Origin of the sequence: Variovorax sp. 3319 (genome assembly GCF_031456585.1) — a bacterium.
GTDB classification, from domain to species: domain Bacteria; phylum Pseudomonadota; class Gammaproteobacteria; order Burkholderiales; family Burkholderiaceae_C; genus Variovorax; species Variovorax paradoxus_P.
Window position 1 is genome coordinate 1 of sequence record NZ_JAVDUZ010000007.1, and the last position, 12,898, is coordinate 12,898.

Genomic DNA, 12,898 nt, shown 5'->3' on the forward strand with positions numbered 1-12,898 from the left:
GACAACATCCGCCGCATCACGGACCTGCGCAACACGGTGGGCGACCGCTACCAGCTGTTCCTGGGGGTGGACGACCTGGCGTACGAGGGGCTGGCTCTGGGCTGCGACGGGTTGCTGGCGGGGGTGGGCTGTGCGTTCCCGCGCGAGACGGTGGCGCTTTATGAGTTGATGAAGGCGGGCAAGTTTGCCGAGGCGCTGAAGCTGTACCAGTGGATGACGCCGATGCTGCACCTGGATGTGTCGACCAAGCTGGTGCAGAACCTGAAGCTGATCGATGCGCTGGTGGGGGTGGGCAGCGAGCACATGCGCCGCCCGCGCCTGCCGCTGGTGGGCGAGGAGCGCGCGGCCGTGGAGGCGATCGTGAAGAAGGCGCTGGCCACCAGGCCTGTGCAGTACCAGTCGGTTATGTAATAACCGCTCTTTTCATTGTTCCCAACCTAGGAAGAAGCATGAAGACAAAAGTAGGCATGGTCCCTTTCATCGGCCTCGTGGGCCTTGCTGCCCTCACCATCGCAGGCCACGCCAGCGCGCAAGAGCAGGTAGTGAAGATCGGCCACAGCGGTCCGCTCTCGGGCCCCAATGCATTCGCGGGCAAGGACAATGAAAACGGTGTGCGCCTTGCCATCGAGGAACTCAACGCGAAGAAGATCACGGCTGGCGGCAAGACGCTGAAGTTCGAACTGGTGTCCGAAGACGACCAGTGCGACGCCAAGAGCGGCGTGAGCGTTGCGCAAAAGCTCGTGGACGACGGCGTCAAATACGTCATGGGGCCGTACTGCTCGGGCGTAGCCATTCCGGCATCGCGCATCTACGCCGACGGGGGCACCATGGTTTCCACCGTGGGCACCAACCCGAAGGTCACGCAGGGCGGCTACAAGAACCTGTACCGCATCATCGCAAGCGACAACCAGATCGGCTCGAGCATGGCCGTGTATGCGGCCAAGGTGCTCAAGGTCACCAAGGTGGGCGTCATCGACGACCGCACCGCTTTCGGCCAGGGCCTTGCGGAAGAGTTCACCAAGGAGGCGAAGAAGCAGGGCCTCACCATCGTCGGCCAGGAGTTCACCACCGACAAGGCCGTGGACTTCACCGCCATCCTCACCAACATGAAGGCCAAGGCGCCCGAAGCCATCTTCTTCGGCGGCTATGCGCCTCAGGCCGCGCCCATGGCGCGCCAGATGAAGCAGCTCGCCGTGCCCGGCAAGCTGCTGGGCGGCGACACGGTGTGCAGCCCGGCCACCGGCAAGCTCGGCGGCGATGCGGTCAACGACCTGGTGTTCTGCGCGCAGGGCGGCTCCATTCTCGAAAAGGCGCAGAGCGGCCCGGCGTTCAAGGCCAAGTTCAAGAAGCGCTTCAATGTCGATGCGGATGCCTATGCGGCTTCTTACTACGACCAGATGATGTTCATCGGCGAATCGATGCAAAAGGCCAACTCCATCGACCCCGACAAGGTGGGCGCCGAGCTGTACAAGACCACCTACAAGGGCGTGGCCGCAACTTACAGCTATGACGACAAGGGCAACATGAAGCAGGCGCCGGTGACGGTGTTCACCTTCAAGAACGCAGCGCCCGTTGCGCTTGCCAGCTATTGAGCCGAAGGAACACATGCAGCGCATCCAGATCGTCGATTCGCACACGGGCGGCGAGCCCACGCGCCTGGTCATCGGCGGGTTCCCCGACCTGGGCACCGGCAGCATGGCCGAGCGCCGCTCGTTGCTGGCCGAGCGGCACGACAACTGGCGCACCGCCACCGTGATCGAGCCGCGCGGCAGCGACGTCGTGGTGGGTGCGCTGCTGTGCGAGCCGGTTTCCAAGGATGCCGCGGCGGGCGTGATCTTCTTCAACAACACCGGCTACCTCGGCATGTGCGGCCACGGCACCATCGGGCTGGTGGCAAGCCTCGCGCACATGGGGCGCATCGGCGTGGGCGAACACCGCATCGAAACGCCGGTGGGCACCGTCACGACCACGCTGCATGACGATGGCTCGGTGAGCGTGCGCAACGTACCGGCGTATCGGCACCTGCATCAAGTAGCCGTGGAGCTGCCGGGCCACGGCACCGTTCGGGGCGACGTCGCCTGGGGCGGCAACTGGTTTTTCCTGGTGAGCGACCACGGCCAGCGCGTGGCCAGCGACAACCTCGCCGCGCTCACCGGCTACACCGAGGCACTTCGCAAGGCGCTCGCGGCGCAGGGCATCACGGGCGCAGAAGGCGCCGAGATCGACCACATCGAACTTTTCGCTGATGACGGGGAGGGCGCTGACAGCCGCAATTTCGTGCTCTGCCCCGGCAACGCCTACGACCGCTCGCCATGCGGCACCGGCACCAGCGCCAAGATCGCCTGCCTTGCGGCCGACGGCAAACTCGCACCGGGCGCAGTGTGGACACAGGCCAGCGTGATCGGCAGCCGCTTCGAAGCCAGCTACGCGGTGGAAGACGGCAAGGTCATTCCAACCTTGCGGGGCCGTGCGCACATCAGCGCCGAAGCCACATTGCTGATCGACGACAACGATCCGTTCGGGTGGGGCATCCGGCTCTGACGCCCCGCTGCATGGACGCGGACGTCATCGTCATCGGGGCCGGCATCGTCGGCGCCGCCTGCGCCCATGCACTGGCGCAGGCGGGCCGGCGGGTGCTGGTGCTCGACGCACACATCGGCGGGGCCACCGGCGCTGGCATGGGGCACCTGGTCGTCATGGACGACAACCCGGCCGAGCTTGCACTGAGCAGCCATTCGACCGCGCAGTGGCGGGCCCTCGCGCCGCGCATGAGTGAAGACTGCGCGTACAGCGCCTGCGGCACCCTCTGGATTGCTGCAAACGAAGAAGAAATGGCCGAGGCTGAACGCAAGCAGCAGAGGTTGCGCGCGCACGGCATCGAAAGCCGTCTGCTGGGCAAGGCCGAGCTGGCGCGTGCCGAGCCTGCGTTGCGCAACGGGCTCGCTGGTGCGCTGCTGGTGCCCGGCGACGGCATCCTGTATGCGCCTAGCGCAGCACGCTGGCTGCTGGGGCAGGGCGGAGATTCCGTGCGTACCGAACATGTGAAGGTCGACGCCATCGAAGACGACGGCACGCTGCGGCTGGCAGATGGCAGCCGCCGCACTGCGTCGCAGATCGTGCTCGCCAATGGCATCGAGGCCACCACGCTGTGCCCTGAGCTGCCTATCCGTCCCAAGAAGGGCCACTTGCTGATTACCGACCGCTATCCGGGCACCGTGCATCACCAGCTCGTCGAGCTCGGCTACGTCACAAGCGCGCATCACAGCGAAGGCGACTCGGTCGCGTTCAACGTGCAGCCGCGGCCTACGGGGCAACTGCTGATCGGCTCCTCACGCCAGTTCGACACCATCGACCCGCCCGTCGAAGCACCCATGCTCGCGCGCATGCTGCAGCGCACGCTCGACTACCTGCCTGGCCTTGCGAACCTCACCGCCGTGCGCTCCTGGACAGGTATGCGCGCCGCCACGCCCGACGGGTTGCCGCTGCTCGGCAAGCATCCATGGCGCGAGAAGCTCTGGCTCGCGGTCGGCCACGAAGGCCTGGGCGTGACCACCGCGCCGGGCAGTGCGCATCTGCTCGCGGCGCTGATGACTGGCCTTGCCCCTGAGTTCGATGCAGCGCCTTACGCGCCGCGCGGCCTGGCGGAGCGGCTCACATGAGCAGCGAAATATCGCTCCGCATCGATGGCGGCGTCGTCCGCGTGAAAGCGGGCAGCTCGGTGGCTGCGGCGCTGCGCGTTGCCGGCGGCATGGGCATTGCGCGAAGCTCCGTCTCAGGCCAAGCGCGCGCCCCGTTCTGCGGCATGGGCGTGTGCCAGGAATGCCGGGTGCGGGTCGATGGACGGCGCATGCTCGCATGCCAGACGGTCTGCGCCGAAGGCATGCAGGTGGAGACCACGGCATGACGGCCATGACGCTGGAGCATTGCGACCTGTTGATCGTCGGCGCGGGCCCGGCGGGCATGGCCGCGGCGGTGGCGGCTGCGCCCAGTGGCGCATCGATCGTCGTGATAGACGACAACCCCGCGCCCGGCGGGCAGATCTGGCGCGATGGCCCTGGCACCACATTGCCACCCGCCGCACGCAAGTGGCGCGAGGCACTCGAGCGCCACGCCAACATCCGCGTTTGCAGCGGCACGCGCGTGGTCGCTGTGCCCGCGCCCAACGAACTGCTGCTCGAAGACGTGGTGCGCGGCTGGCGCGTGCAATGGAAGAAGCTGGTTCTGTGTACCGGCGCACGCGAATTGCTGCTGCCTTTTTCTGGCTGGACATTGCCGGGCGTCACCGGCGCGGGCGGCTTGCAGGCGCTCATCAAGGCGGGCTTGCGCGTGGAGGGCGAACGCATCGTCATCGCGGGCAGCGGGCCTTTGCTGCTCGCGGCTGCGGCCACTGCGCGCGCTGCGGGCGCGAAGGTCGTGCGCATTGCCGAGCAGGCCTCGTTCGCAGCGGTGGCGGGCTTTGCGGTCAATCTGCTGCGTTGGCCTGGCAAGGCTGCCCAGGCTGCGACGCTAGGCAATGCGCGATACCGCACTTCGTCGCGCATCGTCTCCGTTGAAGGCAACGGCCAAGTCGAATCGGTCCGGGTTCGGCAGGGGGAGCGCGATGTTCGAATCGAATGCGAGCGCGTGGCTTGCGGCTTTGGCCTTACGCCCAACACGCAGCTAGGCCAGATGCTCGGCTGCGCTCTCACGCCTGAAGACGGCGGTGCGCGGGCACTCGCGGTCGATGCATGGCAGCGCACCAGCGTGCCAGGCGTCTATGCGGCCGGCGAGTGCACCGGCTTCGGCGGCAGCGAACGTGCCCTTGCGCAGGGCAGCATTGCAGGTCTCGCCGCGGTCAGCAACGAACGCGACGCAAAGCCGCATGTGGCCGATCGCGCCCGCTGGAACGCCTTTGCCGCGCAGTTGCATCGAAGCTTTGCGCTTGCCCCGGACATCCGCCAGATGCCGCAGCCCGACACCCTGGTGTGCCGCTGCGAAGACGTGCCGCTTTCCGCGCTTGCCGGCTGCACCGGCTGGACCGACGCCAAGCTGCATCGCCGCTGCGGCATGGGCGCGTGCCAGGGCCGCGTATGCGGCGATGCGGCGCAGTTCCTCTTCGGCTGGACCCCGCCTGCTCCCCGGCCGCCGCTCTTTCCGGCGCGCATTGCAACCCTGGCAGGCCTTGCGGCCCACGGCAACGATGTGGACCGAAAATGAAACCGAAGCAGCTTCATAAGAAAAAAACCATGGCCACTCCGAAGACCTTGCCCCGCCCCCAGCCCAAGCGACGGGCCGCCGACCTTGCCTACGACGCGATCGAAACGCTGCTTTCCACCATGCAGCTGGAGCCCGGCAGCCAGGTGGTCGAGGCCGACCTGGCCGAGCGCACCGGCCTTGGCCGCACGCCAGTACGAGAGGCGTTGATGCGCATGGTGTCCATCGGCCTCATCGTGCAGCAGCCGCGCCGCGGCCTGCTGGTGTCGACCATCGATCTGGCCGACCATCTCGACGTGATCCAGACCCGCCGTGTGCTCGAGCTGCTGATTGCAGCCTGCTCTGCGCGCCGCGCCACCGCGCTGCAGCGCAAGGAAATCGTGCGCTGCGCTGAGGTGATGGTCGAGGCCGCCCATCGCGGCGACCTGAATGACTACATGAAGGCCGATCGCGCGCTCGATCTCGTCAATCACCAGGCGAGCCACAACGATTCGGCGGTAAAGGCGGTGATCCCGCTCATCGTGCAGTGCCGGCGCTTCTGGTACGCCTACCAGCATGAAGGCGAGATCGTCGAAGGTGCCAATGCGCACCTCGAACTGGCACAGGGCATTGCCACGGGCAATGAGGCCGCGGCCGTGGCGGGTGCCAACCGGCTCATGGACTACCTCGAGCTTTTCGCCCGCAAGATCATCGACAAGTAAGCCGAAGAGCCACGCGGCCAATACCGGGGAACTACGCGTGATCTGCCGGGCCCTGCGGCGCATACTGGCCCGATGGCCGTCGCACCCCGCGCCCAACCCGAAGACTTCTTCACCGCCGAAGAGTGGCGGTCGCTCACCAGCCGTTCGTCATGGAAGGGACTGTGGCTGGTTGCGCATTGCTGGGGCGTGATTGGCGCCGCGATGCTCGTGGGCATCGCCTGGCCGTGGACCGTGCCGTTCATCGTGCCCATCGTCGGCGCGCGGCAGCTGGGGCTTTTTATCCTCATGCACGACGCCGCGCATGCGGGCGTGCACCGCAACCGCAAGGTCAACGACTGGGTCGCATACTGGCTGTGCTCGCATACGCTGCGCGACTATCGGCCGTACCACCTGCAGCACCACCGCTTCGTGCAGCAGACCGAAGACCCGGACTTGGTGTTGTCTGCGCCGTTTCCGATCACGCGCGCATCGATGTGGCGCAAGGTGGTGCGCGACCTGAGCGGGCAGACCTTCTACAAGCAGCGCTTCGGCCATATTGCCGAAGGCCTCCGAAGCCGCGCGCCGGGTGAATCGGCACTCAAGGTGTTCGGGCGCGAGCTCGCGAAGGATCGGCGCTTTTTGCTTGGCAACGGAGTCGGTCTGCTGGCCTTCGCGCTGGCAGGCTACGGGTGGGCATGGCTGCTGATGTGGCTGCTGCCCATGGCCACCTGGCTGCCGCTCGTGAGCCGCGTGCGCAACATTGCCGAGCATGCGCTGGTGGCGCAGAACGAGGCCGACCCGCTGCGCCAGGCGCGCACCACGCACGCCGGATGGCTCGAACGCGCGCTGGTGGCGCCGTATTGGGTCAACTACCACTGCGAGCACCACATGTTCACGGGCCTGCCCTGCTGGAGCTTGCCCCAGGCGCACCAGCTGCTGCGGCAACGTGGCGCCACCGCGCGCATGGAAGTGCAGCCCGGCTACCTGAGCCTGCTGAGGCGTGCGGCCCCGGCGCAGCCTGCCTAGCTGCCGTTTTCTTCAGGCCCGGGGCTTGGCCAGCCCAGCAATTCGGCCAGGCGCTGCACGATCCAGTCGGCCTCCGCGGGCGATACGCCACCTTCGGGCATGGCCAGCCCGGCATGGATGCGCCGGAGGATCTCGCTTTCGACCGGCACCTCGGTGTGGTGCTGGATTTGCGCGTGGCCCACGAGGTGGTTGGCCAGGTCTTCGCAGATCTCGTAGCGCTCGCGCACGACTCCGATGGGCTCCAGCAGGCGCTTGCGCGCGTCGCTGTACACCGCGAAGAACGAGGGCGGAATGAAGATCTGGTTCTCGTCGGACATCGCGCGTGGATCTTGGGCCAGGGCTGCCCCAATGACAAAACGCGCCCGGGGGCGCGTTCGTCGTGGCTCTTGCGAGCCGGCGGGGCTACTGGATCAGCCGCCCTTCTTTGCGCGCTTGCCGGGGTTCTTCTTGCTGCGCGTTGCGGTGCCGCGTTCCAGGCTGACCTTCTGGCCGCCACCGGACTTGGGCAGGGCGTAGCCGGGCAGGGGCGTCGGCTTCGGGGTGGCAACGCGGTCGGCTTCGGTACGAATTTTCTTGGGCATGAAAAGCTCGGGTAAAAAAGTAATGTTCGAGGGCCAATTAGGCCACAGCGGGGATTTTGCCTGCCAGAAGCCGAAGCAACGGGCATGACAGGGTTTCTTTCAGAGTTCGAGCAGGCGCACTTTCACGCTCTTGCCCTTCACGCGGCCGCTGGAGAGCTTGCGCGCAGCCTCGGCCGCAATGCCACGCTCCACGGCCACATAGGTCGAGAACTCGTTGACGTTGATCTTGCCGACTTGGTCCTTGGTGTAGCCGCAGTCGCCGGTGAGCGCGCCCAGCACGTCGCCGGCGCGGATCTTTTCTTTTCGGCCGCCCACGATCTGCAGCGTGGCCATCGGCGGGCGCATCGGCTCGCCCTTGCCGGGCGTGAGTTCGGCCAGGTCGTGCCATTCGGATTCGCGGCCCTGCAACTGCTCGATTTTGCCGACGCTGCCCATCTCATCCATGCTGGCCAGGTTCAGGGCCAGGCCCTCGGCGCCGCCCTGCTGGCCTACGCGGCCGGTGCGGCCGACGCGGTGGATGTGAATTTCGGAGTCGGGCGTCACGTCGACGTTGATCACCGCTTCGAGCTGCGCAATATCGAGCCCGCGCGCGGCCACGTCGGTGGCCACCAATACCGAGCAGCTGCGGTTGGCAAACTGCACCAGCACCTGGTCGCGCTCGCGCTGCTCCAGCTCGCCGAACAGCGCCAGCGCACTGAAGCCCTGCGCCTGCAGCACCTCGACGAGGTCGCGGCACTGCTGCTTGGTGTTGCAGAAGGCCAGCGTGCTCACGGGGCGGAAATGGTCGAGCAGCATGCTCACGGCGTGCAGCCGTTCGCTTTCTTTCACCTGGTACCAGCGCTGGCGGATCTTGCTGCCTTCGTGCTGCGCCTGCACCGTGATCTGCTCGGGGCTCTTCATGAACTGCTGCGCGAGCTTGCCAATGCCTTCGGGGTAGGTGGCCGAAAACAGCAGCGTCTGGCGCTCCTTGGGGCATTGGCGGGCCACCTTCACGATGTCGTCGAAGAAGCCCATGTCGAGCATGCGGTCCGCTTCGTCGAGCACCAGGGTGTTGAGCGCCTCGAGGTTCAGGTTCTCGCGCTCCAGATGGTCCATGATGCGGCCCGGCGTGCCCACCACGATGTGCGCGCCGTGCTCCAGGCTGGCAATTTGCCCGCGCAGCGCAACGCCGCCGCAGAGCGTGACCACCTTGATGTTTTCTTCGGCGCGGGCAAGGCGGCGGATTTCGGTCGTGACCTGGTCGGCCAGCTCGCGCGTGGGGCACAGCACCATCGCCTGGATGGCAAAGCGGCGCGGGTTGAGGTTGGAGAGCAGCGCCAGTGCAAAGGCGGCGGTTTTGCCGCTGCCCGTTTTGGCCTGCGCGATCAGGTCCTTGCCGAGCAATGCAGGCGGCAGCGCGGCGGCCTGGATGGCCGTCATCTGCGTGTAGCCGAGCTGCGTGAGGTTGGCCAGCATCTGGGGCGAGAGCGCCAGCGTGGCAAAGCCGTGGTCGGCCTGGGCCTGGGCTGGGGAGCCGTCGGCTGTGGAATTGGTCGTGGTCATCGTTCGGCAGCCGGACCCGGAAAAACAAAGGCCTTGCCAGCACCCTTTGCGGGGTGCCGCAAGGCCCTTCGTCCGTCGCGGATCAGCGGCGAGGTGCGTTGTTGTTGCCGGAGTTCGTCGGCGGGGGGCCGCGGCGCTCCAGGTGGCGGAAGGTGATACGGCCCTTGGTCAGGTCGTAGGGCGAGAGCTCGAGCGACACCTTGTCACCCGCCAGGATGCGGATGTGGTGCTTGCGCATCTTGCCGCCGCTGTAGGCGATCAGCTGATGGCCGTTGTCGAGCGTCACGCGGTAGCGCGAGTCGGGCAGGACTTCGGTCACTGCGCCGTTCATTTCGATCAGTTCTTCCTTGGGCATGTGTGATTACCTCTGACTCGTTCGATGTGTGTTGGATATGAAGATGGGCGTAATTGTTTCAGCCTGCGCACGAAAGCGCGAGCGGGGCGGTGCTGCGCGGGCTGCTGCTTTCGCGCACCCAGCAAAGGCCCTGGTCGACGGCATAGCGCACCGCGGCGGCATGGCTGGCAAAGCGCGGCGTGAAACGCATCACGCGGTCGTGCATGCCGCTGCCACGGCCGGAGCGGATCGAGACGGAGGCGGCGTACTTGCCGTCGTCCTGGTGGCGAATGAGCGGGGAAACAAGGTACTTGCCCACCGCGATACTGTGTTGAATGATGTCCATGAAGCCTTGGCACCCTGCGCGAAAGTTGTGCGCAAAATGCCGAAAAAATAATTGAAAACGGGCGTGGGCCGGCCAGAACGGCGCGGCGGACGCGCTATTCGCTTCAACAAGAACGAAGGCAGTGGTGGCAATCATGGGCGCCCGGTCTGGCGCTCCAACACACTGTGAAGCCGGCTTGAAAGAAAGAGGCCTGAAAAATCCAAGGGACGTTGCAGGTCAGCCGGCGGAGTGACGAAAAGTGCTTCGTCGTGGTATCGAAACGAACCCGACATTATAGCCCGCAGGGCATGACAGTTGCTTGTCTTAAAAACAACGATTGGGTGAATTGGCTGTCAGGGCCCGTCACGCGGGCACTCAGTGCTACTAAAAATATAGCTGACGGCGGAGATTCAGATGGCCAGCGGTGCAGTTGCGGTCAAAAGGGCGGCTCGCGCACTGCGTGCGGCGTGCCAGATCAGTCCCAATCCCGCGAGCTGGCAGGCCGCGCCAACCCAGCCGATTGCGCCTACGCCCACCCAGTCGATCGCTGCCCCGCCCAATGCCGACCCCGCCGCAATGCCAAGGTAGACCGCCGATGCGTTGAGCGACAGCGTCATCGGTGCGCGTTCCGGTGCAAGTCGAATAAGCCGCACCGCCTGTGCGGGTCCAAACCCCCAGCCCGCAAAGCCCCAGAGCGTCGACAGGCCCACGATCAGCGGCAGGGCGAGGCCGCGCGGCAGCATTTGTGCCGACAGCGAGAGCCCTCCCAGGATCACCACCAGCATCAGCGCAAAGCCCTGCGCCACGCGGTCCGCGCCAAAGCGGTCCGTCGCCCAGCCGCCCGCCGCGGTGCCTAGGGCGGCCGCCACGCCAATGGTGCAGAACACCGCGCCTACTCCTTCAGGCCCGAAGCCCAGCGTGCCGGAAAGGAACAGCGCGATGTACGTGTAGAAGCTGAACCCGCCCGTGGCCCAGAGCACGGTGGTGAGCAACGCCGGCAGCACGCCAGGTTCGCGTGCCACCGCAAAAGACGAAGTACGCGCTGCAGCCGCAGGCACAACCGCCGCGCCGGCCAACGGACGCGGCAATCCCATCGCCAGGCCCACGGCCGCCAGCGTTGCCACCGCTGCAATCAGCAGGTAGGCCATGCGCCAGCCGCCCCAGCCCGAGATCCAGGCGCCCAGCGGCACGCCGAGCGCCACTGCCACGGTGCCGCCGCCTGCCACGATGGCGAGCGCCCGGCCGCGCAGCGCGGGCGAGACCATCGATGCGGCCACCGCGCTCGCGGTCGGCAGGAACACGCCGGCCACCAGCCCCAGCGCGACGCGCGCCAGTGCCAGTTGGGCAAAGCCCTGCGCCATTGCCGCCGCCAGCGCAAGGCCCGAGAAGACAGCAAGGCTGGCGACAAGGAGGAGCCGGCGCCCGAAGCGGGCACATACCGCAGCCATCACCGGCGAGCCGATGGCATAGCTCAGCGCAAACAGCAGCACGAGTTGTCCAGCGCGCGTGGCGCTGACCTGCAGGTCGGTCGCCAACATCGGCAACAGGCCGGCAACCATGAAGCTCTCGGTGCCGATGGCGAACGCGCCGAGTGCGAGCCAAGCCAGGCCCAGGGGAAGGCGTTCCGCAGGTTGCGATGCCGGTGCGTTGATGGAGGCGGTATGCATGGCAGGAACTCCGTCGAGCGTTTCGAGGCATCCAGAATAGGCTTGCGATTGGCTCTTCAAAAGAACCACAATCGGCGAAGTCCATGGAGCCACTTTTCGAACTCGCCATCCGCCTGCCCGGCACCGGCTCGCGTGAACTGCTGCGCGAACTGCACCGGCAACTGCGCGCCGCCATCCTGGATGGCCGGCTGCAGCCCGGCGCGCGCCTGCCCGCCACGCGCACGCTGGCACAGCGCCTGGGCGTGTCGCGCAACACAATGCTTGCGGCCTACGACCTGTTGCTGAGTGAGGGCTACCTGCTGGCGCGCCCCGGCGCCGGTACCTATGTGGCCGACACCGTGGCCGTGCCGCAATCGCGCCGCGGCCGCGCCTTAAAGGGCGGGGCCGTCCGGCGCGATGCACGGCTGGTGCCGCTCGGCGTGCCCGGCGCCGATCTCGCACCCACGCTGCAGCCATCGCCCGCGCGCGACGACTTTCGCGTGGGGCTGCCCGACATCAGCGCTTTTCCGTTCGATATCTGGCGCCGCCTGTCCGACCGCGCCCTGCGTCGCATTGCGCGAGGGCCGGCGGACTACGCCGATCCGCAGGGCCAGTCCGCGCTGCGCGAAGCCATCGCCAGCCACGTGTCGTTCACGCGCGCGGTCGGCTGCACCGCCGAAGACATCGTGGTCACGGCCGGCGCACAGCAGGCATTCGGGTTGCTCGCGCGCATTCTCGTGGTGCCGGGGCGCACGGTGGTCGCCGTGGAGCAGCTCTTCTATCCGTCGCTGCGCGAGGCCATGACTGCGGCGGGCGCGAAGGTGGTTCCCGTGCCGACCGACGCGGAAGGCTTGTGCGTGGACCAACTGCCGCCCGAGGCGCGCGTGATCTGCGTGACGCCTTCGCACCAGTTTCCCACCGGCGTTGCGATGTCGCCCCAGCGGCGCGCGGCGCTGCTGGCCTTCGCGCAGGCGCGCAACGCCGTCGTTATCGAAGACGACTACGACAGCGAATTCCGCTTTGCCGGCCGCCCGCTCGATGCGCTGCAGACGCTCGACCGCGCCGAGTCGGTCTGCTACGTGGGCACTTTCTCCAAGAGCCTCTTTCCCGCGCTGCGGCTCGGCTTTGTGGTGGCACCGCCGTGGGCGCGCGCGGCGCTGGTGCGGGCGCGCGAGCTGGCCGACTGGCACGGTCCGGTGCTCGGGCAGGAGGCGCTTGCCGCGTTCATTGCCGAAGGGCACCTTGCACGCCACATCCGCAAGATGCGCAAGATCTACGGCGCGCGGCGCACAGCGTTGCTCGAGGCGCTGGCGCGGCACGGGGCAGGGCGGCTCGATGCGATTCCCTCGGATGCCGGGCTGCACCTGTCGGCCTGGCTGCGCACCGGCATGCGCGCCGATGCGGTGGTCGAGCGCGCCGCCGCAGCCGGAATCACCCTGCCGCCGCTGTCGCGCTTCGCTTGGGACCCGCTGGCGCCAGGCGTGCCCAACGGTCTGGCGTTCGGCTACGGCCTCATCGGCGAATCGCAGATCGACGGGGCGGTTCGGCGCCTTGTGGATCTGCTCTGAGAG

15 protein-coding genes are annotated in these 12,898 nt (G+C 67.1%); 9 read left to right on the plus strand and 6 right to left on the minus strand.

What is annotated here, in order from left to right; all coding sequences use genetic code 11:
* From J2X67_RS15055 to J2X67_RS15090, 8 genes are all read left to right on the plus strand, one after another.
* Positions 1-411: dihydrodipicolinate synthase family protein (locus J2X67_RS15055; protein WP_309954099.1), on the plus strand; the 411-nt coding region annotated here is incomplete at its 5' end.
* A 38-nt stretch (positions 412-449) separates the two neighbouring features.
* On the plus strand, positions 450-1,592 hold the full coding sequence (locus tag J2X67_RS15060) for a branched-chain amino acid ABC transporter substrate-binding protein (RefSeq protein WP_309954100.1): 1,143 nt from the start codon (positions 450-452) through the stop codon (positions 1,590-1,592).
* A gap of 13 nt (positions 1,593-1,605) precedes the next feature.
* Positions 1,606-2,541 carry a 4-hydroxyproline epimerase gene (locus tag J2X67_RS15065; RefSeq protein ID WP_309954101.1) on the plus strand — a complete coding sequence of 312 codons (936 nt, stop codon included), beginning with the start codon at positions 1,606-1,608 and terminating at the stop codon, positions 2,539-2,541.
* An 11-nt stretch (positions 2,542-2,552) separates the two neighbouring features.
* Entirely contained in the window at positions 2,553-3,659 is a 1,107-nt protein-coding gene (locus J2X67_RS15070) for an FAD-dependent oxidoreductase (protein ID WP_309954102.1), read from the plus strand.
* A complete protein-coding gene (locus tag J2X67_RS15075; protein WP_309954103.1) occupies positions 3,656-3,904 on the plus strand; it encodes a (2Fe-2S)-binding protein in 249 nt (82 codons plus the stop codon). Before J2X67_RS15070 ends, J2X67_RS15075 begins: the two co-directional genes overlap by 4 nt.
* Positions 3,901-5,196 (plus strand): FAD/NAD(P)-binding oxidoreductase, encoded by a 1,296-nt coding sequence (locus tag J2X67_RS15080; RefSeq protein ID WP_309954104.1) that lies wholly within the window; start codon positions 3,901-3,903, stop codon positions 5,194-5,196. The genes J2X67_RS15075 and J2X67_RS15080 overlap by 4 nt, the downstream gene beginning before the upstream one ends.
* A gap of 29 nt (positions 5,197-5,225) precedes the next feature.
* Positions 5,226-5,894 carry a GntR family transcriptional regulator gene (locus tag J2X67_RS15085; RefSeq protein ID WP_309954105.1) on the plus strand — a complete coding sequence of 223 codons (669 nt, stop codon included), beginning with the start codon at positions 5,226-5,228 and terminating at the stop codon, positions 5,892-5,894.
* Between the two features lie 72 nt (positions 5,895-5,966).
* Complete coding sequence (locus tag J2X67_RS15090) at positions 5,967-6,899, plus strand: fatty acid desaturase family protein (RefSeq protein ID WP_309954106.1); 933 nt, start codon at positions 5,967-5,969, stop codon at positions 6,897-6,899.
* Here the strand turns inward: J2X67_RS15090 and J2X67_RS15095 are convergent.
* The 6 genes from J2X67_RS15095 to J2X67_RS15120 form a co-directional block, all read right to left on the minus strand.
* Entirely contained in the window at positions 6,896-7,216 is a 321-nt protein-coding gene (locus J2X67_RS15095; RefSeq protein WP_309954107.1) for a hypothetical protein, read from the minus strand. The genes J2X67_RS15090 and J2X67_RS15095 overlap by 4 nt on opposite strands.
* Positions 7,217-7,309: 93 nt before the next feature.
* Positions 7,310-7,480: a hypothetical protein gene (locus J2X67_RS15100; protein ID WP_164547821.1), complete on the minus strand. Its 171-nt coding sequence runs from the start codon at positions 7,478-7,480 to the stop codon at positions 7,310-7,312.
* 99 nt (positions 7,481-7,579) lie between these two features.
* Complete coding sequence (gene dbpA / locus J2X67_RS15105) at positions 7,580-9,022, minus strand: ATP-dependent RNA helicase DbpA (RefSeq protein ID WP_309954108.1); 1,443 nt, start codon at positions 9,020-9,022, stop codon at positions 7,580-7,582.
* Positions 9,023-9,104: 82 nt separating this feature from the next.
* Positions 9,105-9,377, minus strand: a complete 273-nt coding sequence (gene infA, locus J2X67_RS15110; RefSeq protein WP_015867950.1) for a translation initiation factor IF-1 — start codon at positions 9,375-9,377, stop codon at positions 9,105-9,107.
* Positions 9,378-9,435: 58 nt separating this feature from the next.
* Positions 9,436-9,702: a hypothetical protein gene (locus J2X67_RS15115; RefSeq protein ID WP_309954109.1), complete on the minus strand. Its 267-nt coding sequence runs from the start codon at positions 9,700-9,702 to the stop codon at positions 9,436-9,438.
* Between the two features lie 389 nt (positions 9,703-10,091).
* Entirely contained in the window at positions 10,092-11,348 is a 1,257-nt protein-coding gene (locus J2X67_RS15120) for an MFS transporter (RefSeq protein ID WP_309954110.1), read from the minus strand.
* Between the two features lie 83 nt (positions 11,349-11,431).
* Between J2X67_RS15120 and J2X67_RS15125 the strand changes: the two genes are divergently transcribed.
* On the plus strand, positions 11,432-12,895 hold the full coding sequence (locus J2X67_RS15125; RefSeq protein WP_309954111.1) for a PLP-dependent aminotransferase family protein: 1,464 nt from the start codon (positions 11,432-11,434) through the stop codon (positions 12,893-12,895).
* The last annotated feature ends 3 nt before the right edge of the window (positions 12,896-12,898 follow it).

Bases quoted from the DNA above. Each gene is read 5' to 3' on its own strand.
- J2X67_RS15060 (WP_309954100.1), top strand. From the start codon at position 450: ATGAAGACAAAAGTAGGCATGGTCCCTTTCATCGGCCTCGTGGGCCTT.
- J2X67_RS15065 (WP_309954101.1), top strand. From the start codon at position 1,606: ATGCAGCGCATCCAGATCGTCGATTCGCACACGGGCGGCGAGCCCACG.
- J2X67_RS15070 (WP_309954102.1), top strand. From the start codon at position 2,553: ATGGACGCGGACGTCATCGTCATCGGGGCCGGCATCGTCGGCGCCGCC.
- J2X67_RS15075 (WP_309954103.1), top strand. From the start codon at position 3,656: ATGAGCAGCGAAATATCGCTCCGCATCGATGGCGGCGTCGTCCGCGTG.
- J2X67_RS15080 (WP_309954104.1), top strand. From the start codon at position 3,901: ATGACGGCCATGACGCTGGAGCATTGCGACCTGTTGATCGTCGGCGCG.
- J2X67_RS15085 (WP_309954105.1), top strand. From the start codon at position 5,226: ATGGCCACTCCGAAGACCTTGCCCCGCCCCCAGCCCAAGCGACGGGCC.
- J2X67_RS15090 (WP_309954106.1), top strand. From the start codon at position 5,967: ATGGCCGTCGCACCCCGCGCCCAACCCGAAGACTTCTTCACCGCCGAA.
- J2X67_RS15095 (WP_309954107.1), bottom strand. From the start codon at position 7,216: ATGTCCGACGAGAACCAGATCTTCATTCCGCCCTCGTTCTTCGCGGTG.
- J2X67_RS15100 (WP_164547821.1), bottom strand. From the start codon at position 7,480: ATGCCCAAGAAAATTCGTACCGAAGCCGACCGCGTTGCCACCCCGAAG.
- dbpA (WP_309954108.1), bottom strand. From the start codon at position 9,022: ATGACCACGACCAATTCCACAGCCGACGGCTCCCCAGCCCAGGCCCAG.
- infA (WP_015867950.1), bottom strand. From the start codon at position 9,377: ATGCCCAAGGAAGAACTGATCGAAATGAACGGCGCAGTGACCGAAGTC.
- J2X67_RS15115 (WP_309954109.1), bottom strand. From the start codon at position 9,702: ATGGACATCATTCAACACAGTATCGCGGTGGGCAAGTACCTTGTTTCC.
- J2X67_RS15120 (WP_309954110.1), bottom strand. From the start codon at position 11,348: ATGCATACCGCCTCCATCAACGCACCGGCATCGCAACCTGCGGAACGC.
- J2X67_RS15125 (WP_309954111.1), top strand. From the start codon at position 11,432: ATGGAGCCACTTTTCGAACTCGCCATCCGCCTGCCCGGCACCGGCTCG.